18 protein-coding genes are annotated in these 14,415 nt (G+C 28.8%); 2 read left to right on the top strand and 16 right to left on the bottom strand.

What is annotated here, in order from left to right:
- Positions 1-4: 4 nt before the first annotated feature.
- Positions 5-1,621, bottom strand: a complete 1,617-nt coding sequence (gene nrfD / locus ABY863_RS02790) for an NrfD/PsrC family molybdoenzyme membrane anchor subunit (RefSeq protein WP_372792738.1) — start codon at positions 1,619-1,621, stop codon at positions 5-7.
- 158 nt (positions 1,622-1,779) lie between these two features.
- Here nrfD and ABY863_RS02785 point away from each other — a divergent pair, with 158 nt between their 5' ends.
- Positions 1,780-2,022, top strand: a complete 243-nt coding sequence (locus ABY863_RS02785; protein WP_372792737.1) for a MoaD/ThiS family protein — start codon at positions 1,780-1,782, stop codon at positions 2,020-2,022.
- Here the strand turns inward: ABY863_RS02785 and ABY863_RS02780 are convergent.
- On the bottom strand, positions 2,019-2,294 hold the full coding sequence (locus ABY863_RS02780; RefSeq protein ID WP_372792736.1) for a DUF3817 domain-containing protein: 276 nt from the start codon (positions 2,292-2,294) through the stop codon (positions 2,019-2,021). The genes ABY863_RS02785 and ABY863_RS02780 overlap by 4 nt on opposite strands.
- 76 nt (positions 2,295-2,370) lie before the next feature.
- On the opposite strand from ABY863_RS02780, the gene ABY863_RS02775 reads away from it, so the two are divergent.
- Complete coding sequence (locus tag ABY863_RS02775) at positions 2,371-2,796, top strand: molybdenum cofactor biosynthesis protein MoaE (RefSeq protein ID WP_372792735.1); 426 nt, start codon at positions 2,371-2,373, stop codon at positions 2,794-2,796.
- Here ABY863_RS02775 and ABY863_RS02770 read toward each other — a convergent pair.
- From ABY863_RS02770 to ABY863_RS02705, 14 genes are all read right to left on the bottom strand, one after another.
- The gene (locus ABY863_RS02770) at positions 2,793-4,562 is read right to left on the bottom strand and encodes a DNA mismatch repair protein MutS (RefSeq protein ID WP_372792734.1); all 1,770 of its coding nucleotides are present in this window, start codon (positions 4,560-4,562) and stop codon (positions 2,793-2,795) included. The genes ABY863_RS02775 and ABY863_RS02770 overlap by 4 nt on opposite strands.
- The gene (locus tag ABY863_RS02765; RefSeq protein ID WP_372792733.1) at positions 4,563-5,642 is read right to left on the bottom strand and encodes a ThiF family adenylyltransferase; all 1,080 of its coding nucleotides are present in this window, start codon (positions 5,640-5,642) and stop codon (positions 4,563-4,565) included.
- Positions 5,642-6,478 (bottom strand): hypothetical protein, encoded by an 837-nt coding sequence (locus ABY863_RS02760; protein WP_372792732.1) that lies wholly within the window; start codon positions 6,476-6,478, stop codon positions 5,642-5,644. The genes ABY863_RS02765 and ABY863_RS02760 overlap by 1 nt, the downstream gene beginning before the upstream one ends.
- Positions 6,471-7,583: an NTP transferase domain-containing protein gene (locus tag ABY863_RS02755; RefSeq protein ID WP_372792731.1), complete on the bottom strand. Its 1,113-nt coding sequence runs from the start codon at positions 7,581-7,583 to the stop codon at positions 6,471-6,473. Before ABY863_RS02755 ends, ABY863_RS02760 begins: the two co-directional genes overlap by 8 nt.
- Positions 7,576-8,055: a cyclic pyranopterin monophosphate synthase MoaC gene (gene moaC, locus ABY863_RS02750; RefSeq protein WP_372792730.1), complete on the bottom strand. Its 480-nt coding sequence runs from the start codon at positions 8,053-8,055 to the stop codon at positions 7,576-7,578. The genes ABY863_RS02755 and moaC overlap by 8 nt, the downstream gene beginning before the upstream one ends.
- Before the next feature lie 38 nt (positions 8,056-8,093).
- Entirely contained in the window at positions 8,094-9,290 is a 1,197-nt protein-coding gene (locus ABY863_RS02745; RefSeq protein ID WP_372792729.1) for a molybdopterin molybdotransferase MoeA, read from the bottom strand.
- A gap of 18 nt (positions 9,291-9,308) precedes the next feature.
- Positions 9,309-10,295 (bottom strand): GTP 3',8-cyclase MoaA, encoded by a 987-nt coding sequence (moaA, locus tag ABY863_RS02740; RefSeq protein WP_372792728.1) that lies wholly within the window; start codon positions 10,293-10,295, stop codon positions 9,309-9,311.
- Positions 10,295-10,927, bottom strand: a complete 633-nt coding sequence (locus ABY863_RS02735) for a Crp/Fnr family transcriptional regulator (protein WP_372792727.1) — start codon at positions 10,925-10,927, stop codon at positions 10,295-10,297. The genes moaA and ABY863_RS02735 overlap by 1 nt, the downstream gene beginning before the upstream one ends.
- Before the next feature lie 33 nt (positions 10,928-10,960).
- A complete protein-coding gene (locus ABY863_RS02730) occupies positions 10,961-11,374 on the bottom strand; it encodes a DUF6691 family protein (protein WP_372792726.1) in 414 nt (137 codons plus the stop codon).
- A gap of 4 nt (positions 11,375-11,378) precedes the next feature.
- Complete coding sequence (locus ABY863_RS02725; RefSeq protein ID WP_372792725.1) at positions 11,379-11,936, bottom strand: YeeE/YedE family protein; 558 nt, start codon at positions 11,934-11,936, stop codon at positions 11,379-11,381.
- Between the two features lie 73 nt (positions 11,937-12,009).
- On the bottom strand, positions 12,010-12,642 hold the full coding sequence (locus tag ABY863_RS02720) for a Crp/Fnr family transcriptional regulator (RefSeq protein WP_372792724.1): 633 nt from the start codon (positions 12,640-12,642) through the stop codon (positions 12,010-12,012).
- Positions 12,639-13,874, bottom strand: coding sequence for a 3-deoxy-D-manno-octulosonic acid transferase (locus tag ABY863_RS02715; protein WP_372792723.1), 1,236 nt, complete (start codon positions 13,872-13,874; stop codon positions 12,639-12,641). The genes ABY863_RS02720 and ABY863_RS02715 overlap by 4 nt, the downstream gene beginning before the upstream one ends.
- Positions 13,875-13,959: 85 nt before the next feature.
- Positions 13,960-14,220, bottom strand: a complete 261-nt coding sequence (gene rpmA / locus ABY863_RS02710; protein ID WP_299522552.1) for a 50S ribosomal protein L27 — start codon at positions 14,218-14,220, stop codon at positions 13,960-13,962.
- Positions 14,221-14,247: 27 nt separating this feature from the next.
- Positions 14,248-14,346 (bottom strand): Rho termination factor N-terminal domain-containing protein, encoded by a 99-nt coding sequence (locus tag ABY863_RS02705; protein WP_372792761.1) that lies wholly within the window; start codon positions 14,344-14,346, stop codon positions 14,248-14,250.
- Between the last annotated feature and the right edge of the window lie 69 nt (positions 14,347-14,415).

Here is a 14,415-nt window from a genome sequence, read left to right as displayed (position 1 = left end):
TAAATTAAGCTAATGGAATTCTTTGTGGTGCTTCCACCCAAATCTTTTCAGTAATTAAAATTCCTACTAAAACTAAAACTGAAGCAACAATTAATAAAAAATGGGAGTTCCCAAATATTATAAATAATAATGGAATAATATTTCCCATCAATACCGTTACTGTCCAAAATAAATTTTTATAACGGCCTTTAGTTATCATTGTTACAACCGTTTTTGCTGCAGTTGTTGGATGTGTAATTGTTAGTTCAGCAATTAATGTAAATAAGTTTACCGCCAAAGAAATTACCATTGTGATTTTCAAAATATCCATCCAGTTTTCATATCCAAAAATAAATCCTGCAATTACAAAAACTGAGGCTCCAGCCATTATACTGTGTACTAGCATATGTAATGGTAACGTTGGACTTTGCCAGAAATCACGTCCTTTTGCCTGCGCAAATAAAAATGCTGTATAAACTGCTAATAAAACTGCAAAAACAGCTGTAATCCATAATAATACGATCTCTCCTGTTTTTATTTCGAAGAATGTCATTACTCCCCAAACTGTTACTAACAATCCGAAAATAGTAATGGTATAACCACCTTTAACCAACCACGAATTCCATTGTGGACGCAATAAAACGTTTAAAAAACGATCTGGTCTATCTAAATCCATCACCAAAAATAATCCTGTTAAAGCTAAAAATGTTAATGAAATACCTGCAGACCATAATTTAGCAGTTATAGAAACTTCATAGCCTAACATAATTGCTAAAAATGGAATTAAAAATGCGCCAGCGGCAATTGCTTTTGTAAATACATATGTTGAAACTTCCCATCCCCATAAAATTCCTTTATCTGGTGTGTCATAAACTCTACGCGCTTTTCCAGTTAATACATCTATATAATTTGGATTTTCAGAATCCTTTCTTTGATATGCCGCTTCAATTTCATTATTTATTGTCATTTGCAATAAATCCACATCATCATTGGTGTGCATCATTTTTTCTGCAGCTTTTGCAAAATGTCCTACGCCACGTGCTTGTGAATTCCACAAACCTGGCCCAGATTTATCTGTTGCTTCAGGAACTAATGATGCGTCATCTGCATCAATATAAAATAAGTTTGGATTGGTTCCTTTTTCAGGTTTACGAACTTTCACTGCCTGACGTGCTAACAATTGTGAAATTTCAGTAGTTGGATTGTGCATATCACCAGCAATAATTGCATGTTCTGGACAAACAGCGACACAAGCAGGTTCTCTACCAACATCAACTCTGTGTGCACAATAATTACATTTTGCCGCTGTATTTGTGTCTGGATCAATGTACAATGCATCATAAGGACAAGCTTGCATACAAGATTTACAACCAATACAACGGTTGTTATCAAAATCTACAATGCCATCTTCACGAGTATACAATGCTTGAACCGGACATATTTCCACACAAGGAGCATCCGTGCAATGATTGCATCGCATTACTGAAAAAATTCTACGCGTATCAGGAAATTCACCTTTTTCAACTTGCTTAACATATGTTCTGTTAACTCCAACAGCTACATCATGCTCTGATTTACATGCTGTTGTACAAGCATGACAACCAATACATTTTCGATTGTCAATTATAAAACCATACTTCATAGTTAATTTATAAAATTTTGAATTAAACAAATTTAGCTATTGACTGTACTATCTTTGTGATGAAGATTACACAATATATTATTTAGAATCAATTTAAATAAGATAATTCATTTAATAATTAGAAATAATTTACTTTTGTACTAATTTAACTCTTTATTATGAATTTTACTATTTTATTTTTTGGAATTACTACGGATTTAGTTAAAAAAAATTCATTAAGCTATACATCTGAGGGAAAAATAACAATTGAAGAGTTGAAAAATCTGCTTAAAACAGAATACCCTAATTTAAAAAATATTCATGAGTTTGCGATTGCTGTAAATGAAGAATACGCAAATAACGATTTAATAATTAATGAAGGTGATGTGGTTGCAATTATTCCACCAGTAAGTGGAGGTTAATTTCTTAAATATTTTTTATCAATATAAAAAGTTCCGAAAGGAATTAAGGAAGCGCCCAAAATCACCAAAAAGGTTTTTGATTTCCATTTTAATTCATATTTCAACATAATTGCAAATACAACATACAATAGGAATAAAATTCCGTGTGGCATTCCAAACATTTTTACATATGAATCATTTTCTCCGAAATATTTAATTGGAGTTGCAATAAATAATAAAACGATAAAAGATAATCCTTCCAATAAACTAATAACTCTAAATGCCTTTTTCATTTGAATTCCTTAAAATTAAATATTTTGCGAAAATAGCCTTTAGATTTGTTAAATTTGCCAAATAATAGTTAAAAGAATGACACAAAGAACATCTATAAAAATAACATCAGAAATATTGAGCTTACAAGATTGCACTAATTTTGTTGAAGATGATTCTTGTGGTGGTATTGTTACTTTTGTTGGCACTGTTCGTGATTCAACAAAAAACAAAACGGTTACTCTTCTAGATTTTAGTGGTTATGAGCCTATGGCTTTAAAAGAAATGCAAAAAATTGCTAATATCATATTAGAGAAATTCCCAATTCATAAAATTGCTATTCATCATGCTGTTGGAGAATTAAAAATTGGTGCTATTCCAGTAATTATTGCCGTTTCATCGGCTCATAGAAAAGCAGCTTTTGAAGCTTGTGAGCTTGCTATTGATACTTTAAAAGATACGGTTCCTATTTGGAAAAAAGAACATTTTGAAGATGGTGAAGTATGGGTAAATTCACATCCTTAAATTATTTCCATTTTTTTCAATAAAAAAGAAGCGTTCATATTTTTACAAATACCATCTTTTAATTTGTAATCGAAATTTAATTCATCATTTATAATTTCGGCATCAAAATAATAGTTTTTAACTTGAGATAAATCTTCTTCAATTTCACACAAACTTAAATCGTGTGTAGCTATTATTCCTGTAGACTTTGAACTTACCAATTTTTGTACAAATTTTTTAGATCCTATTGCTTTATCTGTGCTATTGGTTCCTTTTAATATTTCATCTAAAATGATAAAGTATTCTTCTGTTTTAATTTCATCAACAATAAATTTTAATCGTTTTAATTCAGAAAAGAAATAAGATTCATTATCAGTCAAAGAATCTGAAGTACGCATACTTGTAATTAACTTTATAGGATTGTATTTAAATGCTGATGCACAAACTGGCAAGCCCATATTTCCCATAACAATAGCCAATGAAACAGTTCTTAAAAAAGTACTTTTCCCCGCCATATTTGCACCCGTAATAATAAAAAATTGTTGATTTTCAATTGAAAAATTGTTATCAACTCTTTGCAATTCTTTCAACAAAGGATGACCTAGATTTTTTGAAGTAATTACCTCTTTATTTTTATCAATTTCAGGAAAAATATAACTTGGATGGTTATATGCAAAATTTGCTAAAGAATTTTGAGCATCAAAAAAAGCAATAACACTAAACCAATTTTCTACTTTATTATTATAGTTATTTATCCATTTTTCAACATTGTAAACTTGTTGTAAATCACGCAATAAAAAAGCATTTCCTAATACTGCAACTATTAAATTATTACGCTGATCAAAAGCATCTAATACTTTAGAGAATTTAGCGAATATGGTAGATGCTTTTTGTGTTTCGGTTTGAATCTCTTGCTGTTTTTCTTTTAATATTTTTGAATTGAATGTTGCTGTTTCAATTTCATTCAATAATTTATGATACTGCTTAAAAGTATCTTTAGCATTGCTTGCATCGTTGTATAATTCATTTGCTTTCTTGAGATATATTCCAGAAATTCCTAATCCAACCAAAAACCAAAGTAACAAAATTTGTTCAGCAATAATTTGCATACCAACAAGTATAATTAACACTATTGAAACAACAGAAAATACTTTTGGTAGAAAGGCTGTAAATTTTGGGAAAACTGATTTATAATTATGTATCCAATCTACAATTTCTTTCGCTGGATGCTCAACCTTTACCAAACTAGCAAGTGCTGAAAATTGCTGTCTCCACTTTGTTTTTTTACTTAATTCTTTAATAGCATTTTGCCTTTCAACGACCTTTGAAATATCATTATTAGTAAGTCTTTCAACAAACTGTTGTTTGCCTTCATTTGTAACTGTTCTGTTACAATATTGAAAAAAAGATCCTTTCCCAAACAAATCAATATCATAACTAAAAGGATGTGTTGGGTCAATAAATTCATTTCCAACATTTAATGAAAAATAATCTCTATTTAAAACCTTTATTTCTGTTTTGTTTATTTCAATGAATGCTTTATTTAGATTACTCTTGTATTGTAATTTGGTATGCTTCATTATTAAATAGACAAATGAAATAATCCATATCACTACAATAAAAATTACAATTTTAACATTCCCAAAAAAGAAATAAATGCCGAAAATTGCACTTAAAAAAATGAAGAGACGCAATGAACTGGAAACTGCTAATTTCTTTTTTAAGGTTTTTAATTCTTGCTCAAAAAATACTTTTTGAGTTGTATAAAATTCTAATGGCTTCTGCATTTAATAATTTTTTATTCCTTCAAACAAACTAAACACATGTAAAGAAGGGTATCTTTCCTTTAATTTTAGAGTTACATTATAACTTGTAATTCCTTTTTCACACACAATTACATAATGTTTTTCATAATTTGGAATGAAATTTTCAACAGTAAATGACTTGTGAGGTATTTTTTGATGAACATTAAAAGGCAGTATTTTATCTAAATCATTATAAATACTAATAATTTCAATATTTTTGGAATTCAATTTATTTTTTAATTCTGAAGAAGAGATTAATAAGTTAGTATCTTGTATTTCACAATTATCAGCTTCATAACTTGAAGCATTAAAAATTGCTTCAATATCAATTGAATCATTTCTTTTCAATTTCATTTTGAATTGCGAATTCTCAAGCGCATTGTAAATTAACAATTGATTTGTTAATAATTTACCTATTTTAGTAATTATTTTTATCACTTCATTTACTTGTAACAATGCAATAATTCCAACTATTGGATTTAAAGTTCCAGCTTCTTCGCAGTTTGGAATATCTGTTGCAATCTTTGGAAAAGCATCTCTTAAATTACATGTATAATCACCTTCGCCATTTAACACATTAAATGTTGCCACATAACCATCAAACTTATATAAAGAACCATACACTAATGGCTTTTTGGTTAGTACGCAGGCATCATTTATTAAATATTTAATTTTAAGATTATCTGTACCATCAACAACGACATCAAATTTGGAGACTAACAATAAAATAGAATTTTTATTTATCGCTTCGTTTGTAAAAGTAACTTTAGTAAAAGGAGCTCTTTTTTTAATTTCATTCGCTAAAACTTCTACTTTTGGTTGCTTAATATTTTCAACTTTAAAAAACACTTGTCTATGTAAATTTGAAACAGAAACCGTATCAAAATCTACTAAATGAAGCTCTCCAACACCACTTGTTGCCAAATAAATTGCAATTGGATTTCCTAATCCGCCACAGCCAATAACTATAACTTTAGCTTTTTGCAATAAATCTTGTCCTTCTTTACCTAATTCAGCTAAAGTAGTTTGTCTTTTAAAATAATCTTCTCTTGTTAATTCCATTATTGCAAAACTACAGTTTTACCAACTTCATTTAAATAATAAAGTGAATCTTTTATACTAAAATAGGTATTTAACTTTTTAAGATATTGAAAATACTGTAAATCTCCAAACCCATAAACAGTCTCATTTTGTTGCCAAATTAATAGATTTCTTACAATCTCATTTTCTGAAAACAAATTAGAGTTTATAATTTCTAAAATTTTAGTTGAAATTTGATTCAATCCATTTTTAGCAGGAAATCTATTCAAATGTTGATTGATTGCTGCTTGTAAATATTGAAATTTTGAATTTTGATTGAAGTTAAATTCGTTAAATTTATTTAAATCGTTTTCAACATACAATTCCCAGCTTTCTTTTGCAAATTCTAGATTTGACTTACTCAGTGCAATTTTATTTTCAAATAATATTTTAAATTCTAAAGGTGAATAATCTGATAATGATTGTAGTCTTTCTTTGCCTTCCACTTTCCCTGTACAAATTAAATAATAATTGGTCTTTTTCACATAATTATTCAATAAATACGAGCAAAGGGCTAAAAGATTTACTTGGCAAAACAAATCGAATTCAAACCATAAAATCACTTCATTATAACCTGAAACATTTTCTAATTTTACAATTTCTTTAATGGTTTTGTCATAGTATTCTAATCTGCCAATTCCAAATTCTTCTTCAAAAAAAGTATATCTTTTAGTCCAAAATTCATCACTACCTACTTCTTTAAGTACAGATCCTTCACACAGCATTTCACGCCATATAACAACATCTCCTTTAATTCCAGAGTTCTCTAAAATAGGTAATGAACTATCTCCATTAAGTATATGAAGTGTTTTATTCATTTATTTCTTTCTGAGCAGCTTTAAAATCTTCTGGTGTATTAATATTTCTTATAAATGAATCCTCAATTTCAACAATTTCAACATCAGAGTTTAGCAATATTTTTCTTGGACAAGAGTACCCTTGCGCTAAATAATTTAGCAATAAAGTATAACTTTTAGGTTCCCAAACTGTAATTAACGGCTCTAAAAATTGTTGATTTTTTCCTTTAATTGCAGTTGCAACTTTTGAAGGGTTTCTATGTTTTAACAACAATTGAATTACTTCATCATTCACAAAAGGTAAATCGGTTGCAATTACCAACCAAGCAACATCAGGATTTTCTTGAAACGCCGAGCAAATAGCTCCAAACGGACCTAAACCAACAAATTTATCGGTAATTTTATTCTCTATCTCAATTTCTTGCTCATCTCTAACTGATAAAAATGTTTTTAATTTATTTTTTTCTAGCAACTCAATAGCTACATCTCGCTGATTTTTACCGTAAAAATTTAAAGTCCCTTTGTCGATTCCCATTCTAGTGCTTTTTCCACCAGCCAAAACCAAACCTTGAATGGGTGCTATTTTTTCTTTGATTAAATTTTCAATATGCTTTGATATTTTATCAATTTCATTGATATGGTAACAACGTAAATTTTTGATTTGAGGTTTTTTTTCTTCTAAAAAATCGAAAAAATCAACATCATCCGTTAATTTTATAACAAACTGAATATTGTTTAACTGATCCAATCTTTTTAAAACTGAAGCTTCTTTATCCTTATCTAAAATTAAAATTTGCTTCGCTCCTTCATAATGATTTCCATTAATAAAAACAAAATCATACTGTGAAAACTGAACACGTTGATTGAATTTATTCACTTCATAATTTATTGAAATAGCGGCCATTCCTTTATGATGAAATACAAAAGTTTCAACAGGTTTTGGTTCTATATCCTTATTATGTGAAGCATCAAAATAAGCTAATTTATAGTTTAATAAATTTTCAGAAACTTGATGTACCAAATTTGAAATAACATCACATTTTGTTCCAACAAAGGCAATTTCATTTGGAGCAAAATTATCGTTATCTCTTAATTTTAGTTTTGCGTGTTTTTGATGTTTACCCATTTTTTATATCGCTTTTCCCTCCAGATTTTTCGACCAATTTAACTTCTTTAATAACCATTTTTTGAGAAATAGATTTACACATATCATACACCGTTAATGCAGCAATATTTACACCTGTAAGCGCTTCCATTTCAACACCTGTTTTTCCTTCAATTGCAACTGTGCAAAAAATTTCTATATGTTCATTGTCAATAATTTCAATATCAATATCAACACCGTTAATTAATAACGGATGACACATTGGAATTAATTCTGAAGTTTTTTTAACAGCTTGAATACCCGCAATAATAGCTGTTTGAAAAACCGGTCCTTTTTTAGTGGTTAATTCTTTATGTTCAAAATGAGAAATAATTTCAGCACCTAAAAACATGGTTGCTTTTGCAGTTGCCATCCGTTTAGTAACTTTTTTATCCCCAACATTTACCATTTTTGGATGGTTTTTTTTATTTATGTGTGAAAATTTTTCTTCCATATTTAGAGATTGCTTCACTACGTTTGCAATGACGGTTTTTATCTGTATGTTATTAAAGGAAATGCTTCTCCTTTTGTAAAATTACTTCTATCATCTGGCAATTCCAAAAAAGCATCAGAATCAACTAAGTTAGCTAAATCTGCAGATCCTCTTCCAGTAATTGGAGTTGCAAATATTTTACCTTCTTTTGAGGTAACTTTTACTTGTAAAAAATACGTTAAATCTGGTTTAAAAAAGTAATCTTCAGTTAAAATTGCTTGATTTTTATTTTCAAAATTTAAACCCATAGATTTATAATACCAAGGATAAAAATATTTTAAACAACTAGCAAAAGTTGAAACTGGGTTTCCTGGGAAAGCAAAAACAGTTTTACTTCCTTTTTTTCCAAACCAAAATGGTTTACCAGGACGTTGTTTAACGGTATGAAATAATTTTTTTACACCTAACTCATTTAATACATCAGGGATAAAATCGAATTTTCCTTTTGAAACTGCTCCACTAAATAACAACACATCAAAATCGTTCAAAAAAGAACTTATTTTACTTAAAAGTAAATTTTTATCATCTGAAATATGTGCTGTTTCTGCTTGAATATTCAATTTTTCTAAAAGTGAAACCAACGTGTAAACATTACTTCTTCTAATTTGATGTTCTTCAGGCGTTTCGCAAACTCCTACTAATTCATTCCCCGTAGAAATAATCATTACTTTTGGCCGCTTTGCAACTTTTACAGTTGTTTTTCCAACCGTTGCAAACACACCAATTTCAGCAGGTGAAATTAATTTGTTTTTAGAAATTAAAATGTCACCTTGTTTTCTATCTAATCCTTTTAAATGAACATTTTGAAGGTTTTTTACTGCTTCTAAATTTATGGTGGCAATTTCGTTTTCAATAGTTAATAATTCATATTGAATGACAGCATTCGTGTTTTTTGGCAATATTGCACCTGTCATAGCTTCAATACAATTTGTTGGGTTTTGCATTGTCAATTGCTCGCTTCCAGCCGCCTGAACTGCTTCAATTTTGAAAGCTCTTTGTCCGTTATTAAAAGCTGCTACATCAATTGCAATTCCGTCCATACTTACTCTGTTAAACGGTGGAAAATCACGATCTGCTACAATATCTTCCTTTAAAGTTCTTCCTAATGATTTTAAAAATTTAACTTCTTCAGTCCCAAAATCTTCTGAAGTTTTTAAAATTATTTCTAATGCTTCACTTGCTGTTATTAAACTCATTATTTGTTATCATTTATATTAGCCACCAATTGTAGACATACTTTCTGAAACATTGTTTCCGCGAGCTGCCTCAGCAATAAAACCATTTTCAGGTTTTTTATGAACAGTATCAATAAATAGCTGTTTTAATTCATCATCGCTTGCTCCATCTCTCATAAAGTCTCTTACATTAAAAACCCCACCATCAAATAAACAGTTTTTAAACATTCCGGTTGCGGTAATTCTAATTCTATTACAATCGTTACAAATAGTACGTGTAAAAGCTGGTATTATTCCAAAAGTGCCTATGTAGTTGGGTATTTTAAAATTTCGTGAAGTAGAAGATTTTTTATCTTGAAGTGTTTCCACTTCTGAATAATGTTCTTTTACATGGTGTATAATTTTTTCAAAATTCCATTCTTCCTTCATATCCCGTTGCCCTTTCCCATTAAAAGGCATTTCTTCAATAAACCGAACCGCAATGTCTTTATTTTTTGAAAGTTCTATAAAATCAATAATTTCATCAGTATTAAACCCTGATTGAACTACCACGTTTAATTTCAATTTCAAGTTACTTTTTTCTAATTTTTCAAAGGTATCATAAACCTCAACAAAAACATCTCGACGTGAAATTTTAGCAAATTTTTCTCTTTGTAAACTATCAATACTTAAATTAATTGCATTGATATTTAATTCTTCTAATTTTTCTATATGATTTGAAATTAATGCTCCGTTGGTTGTTATGTTAATTTCATCTAATTTATCGTTAAAAGAAAGTGATTCTAAGAAATTCACAAAATCTTTACGAACAAAAGGTTCTCCACCAGTTAAACGCACTTTATTTACACCTAATTCAGAAAGTACACGTGTAATTCTATACATTTCCTTGTATGAAAGTAATTCTTTTCTATCTACAATATCAATTCCGTTAGCTGGCATACAATATTGACAACGTAAATTACAGCGATCTGTAATGGCTAATCGCAAATAGCTGATTCTTCTTCCAAACTTATCTCTTAACTCCATTAATTGAGTGTTATTTTATTTCTACCTAAAGATATTACTTCTTCTTTCTCCAGTTTTTTTAAAATTCTTGAAATTGCTTCTCTTGAAACTTTTAAATCACGAGCAATATCAAAATGCTTCCTACTTATTGTATTGTTATTACTTATTAAGCTGGTATATTCTAAATATTTCAACAATCTATTCTCTAAACTTGTAAAAGCAATATCATCAATTGTTTCAATTAAAAATGATGTTTGTTGCCTATTTAATTTAAAATAAAAAGCTCTCCAAGATTGAAATTTTAAAAACCACGAATCTACTACTTTTGAAGGTATTGCTATGTATGTTATATTACTTTGAGATTCAAGCCTAATTTCACTTTTCTTATTTTCTAAAGCATACGAAATAGCAATTGCACTGGTTTGATTTTCTAACAAATAGTGTAAAAAAATACCGTTTCCTTTCCCATCTCTATGCATAACTTTAACAATACCAGATACAATTAAAGGAATAAAAGTAATTTCTCTTCTAATTTCTAATATTATTTTTTCGGGTTCTGCGTATTTTAAAATACCATTAATACAAATTTCATGAAGTAAACTATCCTCGAATAAATTAGAAAAATTAGCTTTAACAATCTCGTCTAGTTTCATTAACTTTATTTTAATCTTATACTCTATGAAGTTTTAATGAGGAATTTTATCTTTAAACAAACCATATAGAAATGCCCCTAAAGTTGCTCCAAAAATTACAATTAAAATAGAAGTGACTCCTTTTCCTATTAAAACAAACATGGGTCCTGGACAAGCACCTGCTAAAGCCCAACCTAAACCAAAAAGAATTCCACCTAATAGATTCCTATATATTCCACCTTTTTTGGGTTTTACGTGAATTTCTTTACCTTCAAAAGTTTTAATCATTTTTTTCTTAAAAAGAAACATACTTATTATTCCTAATAAAACAGCAGAACCAATAATACCATACATATGGAATGATTGAAATTTGAACATTTCATATATTCTATACCATGAAATTATTTCTGCTTTGCTCATAACTATTCCAAAAAGAATACCTATTAAAAAAAATTTTATATATTTCATAATCTTAGAATATTAGTGGTAAAATATACCAAGTCATTATTAAACCTCCAATAAAAAATCCAATAACAGATATTAATGAAGGAATCTCTAAATTACTCAATCCTACAATAGCATGACCAGATGTACATCCTCCAGCCCAACGTGCACCAAAACCAACCATTATTCCAGCAATTAGTAAAATAAAAAAGCCTTTAAAGGTTAACATGGTTTCAATACTAAAAATTTCATCAGGTAAGTAAGAGGATCCTGCATTTACAATTCCAATATCCGCTAAATCTTGAATTGTTTGTGGATTAAGGGCAACAACATCTGTTGGTGATAACCAATAAGAAGCTATAAAGCCACCGGCAATAGAACCTGCGACAAAAATTAAATTCCAGATGTTTTCCTTCCAATCAATTTTAAAATAATCAACAAATTTACCAGCTCCACCAATAGAACATAGAGTTTCTAAATTTGATGACACTCCAAAACGTTCACCAAAGAAAAAAAGCAAAAACATAACAACTGAAATAATAGGACCAGCAACATACCAGGCCCAAGGCTGTGTTATAAATTCCATAATTTATTAATTTTAGTTAGTCTTTTAAAAATATTATATAAATTATGCTGATTTGTAACAAATATCACAGAATTTAAAATTCTAAAATTTCTATTCTATTTCTATTCAGCTTAATTTTACCTTCATTTTCAAGTTGTTTTAACAATCTTGAAATTACAACTCTTGAGGTATGCAAATCATATGCAATTTCCTGATGCGTTGTGTTTAGTGACATTTCTCTCATTATTTGAGCTTTGTCTTTCAAATATTTATACAAACGCTCGTCCATTCGCATAAATGCAAGTGTATCAATAGTTTCCATCATTTCATTTAGACGAATATTATAACTATCAATTACAAAATTTCTCCACGTTTTATACTTAACTAGCCATTCATCAAGTTTTGAAGCAGGCAGAAAAATAATTTCAGATTCTTTTTCAGCAATTGCTCTAATACCACATTTCCCATTTGATATTGCACTTGCAAATGAACTAGCACATGTATCTCCTCGCTCTAAAAAATACAGCAAAATTTCTTCACCTTTTTTATCTTCTCTTACTATTTTAATAGCTCCTTCAAGTAATAAAGGTACTCCTTTCATTTTATCACCTAAATCAACTAAAAGTTCATTTTCACGAAGTTTTTTATAAGTGCCAACTTGCTCAATCTCATCTAACAACTCTTTCTCAAATACAAATGAAAAGTAGTTTTCTAATTTTTCTCTCATTTTCTTAAATAATATAAAATTTTACTAGTAGCTCCAGTTTTATCAATTACATATTTTAAAGCGCTTTTCCCTGCTTTTTCTCTGTGTTGTTTCAACTGAAATATTTTTTTTAAAAGTACGGATAATTTTTCAGAATCATTCACAACAAAACAAGCTCCTTCTTTTATCAATTCTTTAACTTCATTGAATTTATGATAATTCGGACCAATTACTATTGGAATTCCAAAAGTTGCTGGTTCTAAAACGTTATGAACTCCTGATTTAGTATAGCCTCCACCAACATAAGCTACATTAGCATAACTATATATTTTTGTTAAAATTCCTATTGTATCAATTATAAATACTTGATAAGTTGTAAGATTTAAGTTTTCTTTTTCTGAAAACAAAATCACCTTTTTAGTTATGGAATTTTTAAGCTTTTGAATAGCGTCTGAATTAATATTGTGTGGAGCAATAATAAATTTTTCATTTTCTGAAGCTTCATTATTAATATACTCAATTAATAGTTCTTCATCATCTTTCCAAGTACTTCCTGCAACTAAAGTGTATTTATTATCTTTAAAATTTTCAATAAAAGATAACTGATTATCTTGTTTTGTTATTTCATAAACACGATCAAAACGTGTATCGCCACTTACAGTAACATTTAAAAAGTTGCTATTGTTTAGTAGCAATTTTGAATTTTCATCTTGAACAAAAAAATGGTCAAACGCTATTAATGATTTTCTCATCCAACCGCCATACCATTTGAAAAAAGCTTGATTTTCTCTAAAAATTCCTGAAACCAATATCGTTTTAATTTCTCTAACTTTTAGTTCTTTTAAAATGTTTGGCCAAAACTCATATTTCACAAATACAACCAATGTTGGATTAATAATATCCAAAAATTTCTTAGCATTCAGTTTTGTATCTAATGGTAAATAACAAATTGCATCTGCCATTTTATAGTTTTTTCTAACTTCATAACCTGATGGTGAAAAAAAAGTTAAAACAAATTTATAAGTTGGGTGTTGTTCTTTTAATTTTTCAAGTATTGGTCGCCCTTGCTCAAACTCACCAAGTGATGCACAATGAAACCAAATTACTTTATCGTTCTTAGAAATAACACTGACTAATTTTTGAAAAATTTGTTCTCTACCTTTAATAAAAAGTTTTATTTTTTTATTAAACAGTGCTACAATTCTTAAAGAAAAACCAGCAATTAAAACAAGTATATTATATATAAAATACATACGCGTACAAATGTACAAAATAAGCACATAAAAAAACTCCCAAACTTTTACGTTTGGGAGTTTTAATTTTATAAAAATCTATTTCTTAAGCTTCAAAAGGCTCAATAGAAACATAAGATTTGTTATCTCTCTTTTTTTGGAATTTTACCAACCCGTCAACTCTTGCGTGTAAGGTATGATCTTTTCCCATATACACATTTTCACCTGGGTGATGTGTAGTTCCTCTTTGGCGGATGATAATGTTACCTGCAATTGCAGCTTGACCACCAAATATTTTTACTCCTAGACGTTTCGATTCTGATTCTCTACCATTCTTCGAACTACCTACTCCTTTTTTATGTGCCATGATGTTATGGTTTTAAAATTGAATTTTTTATTTAGTTAATGCTTCAATTAATTCAGCTTTCTTTAAAGAAGTGTATCCTTCAATACCATTTTCCTTAGCTAAAGCTTTTAATTCAGCAACACTCATTGAACTTAAATCATCAGATACAATTGCTTTTGGTGCAACTTCTTCAACTTTAGGTTCAGCTTTTTTAGT

The sequence above is a fragment of the Lutibacter sp. genome (assembly GCF_041562875.1).
GTDB lineage: Bacteria > Bacteroidota > Bacteroidia > Flavobacteriales > Flavobacteriaceae > Lutibacter.
The sequence above is the reverse complement of the archived record's forward strand: the minus strand, read 5'-3'. Positions and strand labels throughout refer to the sequence as shown.

Excerpts from the sequence above, each read along its gene's own strand:
- nrfD (WP_372792738.1), bottom strand. The coding sequence starts at position 1,621 with ATGAAGTATGGTTTTATAATTGACAATCGAAAATGTATTGGTTGTCAT.
- ABY863_RS02785 (WP_372792737.1), top strand. The coding sequence starts at position 1,780 with ATGAATTTTACTATTTTATTTTTTGGAATTACTACGGATTTAGTTAAA.
- ABY863_RS02780 (WP_372792736.1), bottom strand. The coding sequence starts at position 2,294 with ATGAAAAAGGCATTTAGAGTTATTAGTTTATTGGAAGGATTATCTTTT.
- ABY863_RS02775 (WP_372792735.1), top strand. The coding sequence starts at position 2,371 with ATGACACAAAGAACATCTATAAAAATAACATCAGAAATATTGAGCTTA.
- ABY863_RS02770 (WP_372792734.1), bottom strand. The coding sequence starts at position 4,562 with ATGCAGAAGCCATTAGAATTTTATACAACTCAAAAAGTATTTTTTGAG.
- ABY863_RS02765 (WP_372792733.1), bottom strand. The coding sequence starts at position 5,642 with ATGGAATTAACAAGAGAAGATTATTTTAAAAGACAAACTACTTTAGCT.
- ABY863_RS02760 (WP_372792732.1), bottom strand. The coding sequence starts at position 6,478 with ATGAATAAAACACTTCATATACTTAATGGAGATAGTTCATTACCTATT.
- ABY863_RS02755 (WP_372792731.1), bottom strand. The coding sequence starts at position 7,583 with ATGGGTAAACATCAAAAACACGCAAAACTAAAATTAAGAGATAACGAT.
- moaC (WP_372792730.1), bottom strand. The coding sequence starts at position 8,055 with ATGGAAGAAAAATTTTCACACATAAATAAAAAAAACCATCCAAAAATG.
- ABY863_RS02745 (WP_372792729.1), bottom strand. The coding sequence starts at position 9,290 with ATGAGTTTAATAACAGCAAGTGAAGCATTAGAAATAATTTTAAAAACT.
- moaA (WP_372792728.1), bottom strand. The coding sequence starts at position 10,295 with ATGGAGTTAAGAGATAAGTTTGGAAGAAGAATCAGCTATTTGCGATTA.
- ABY863_RS02735 (WP_372792727.1), bottom strand. The coding sequence starts at position 10,927 with ATGAAACTAGACGAGATTGTTAAAGCTAATTTTTCTAATTTATTCGAG.
- ABY863_RS02730 (WP_372792726.1), bottom strand. The coding sequence starts at position 11,374 with ATGAAATATATAAAATTTTTTTTAATAGGTATTCTTTTTGGAATAGTT.
- ABY863_RS02725 (WP_372792725.1), bottom strand. The coding sequence starts at position 11,936 with ATGGAATTTATAACACAGCCTTGGGCCTGGTATGTTGCTGGTCCTATT.
- ABY863_RS02720 (WP_372792724.1), bottom strand. The coding sequence starts at position 12,642 with ATGAGAGAAAAATTAGAAAACTACTTTTCATTTGTATTTGAGAAAGAG.
- ABY863_RS02715 (WP_372792723.1), bottom strand. The coding sequence starts at position 13,874 with ATGTATTTTATATATAATATACTTGTTTTAATTGCTGGTTTTTCTTTA.
- rpmA (WP_299522552.1), bottom strand. The coding sequence starts at position 14,220 with ATGGCACATAAAAAAGGAGTAGGTAGTTCGAAGAATGGTAGAGAATCA.
- ABY863_RS02705 (WP_372792761.1), bottom strand. The coding sequence starts at position 14,346 with ATGAGTGTTGCTGAATTAAAAGCTTTAGCTAAGGAAAATGGTATTGAA.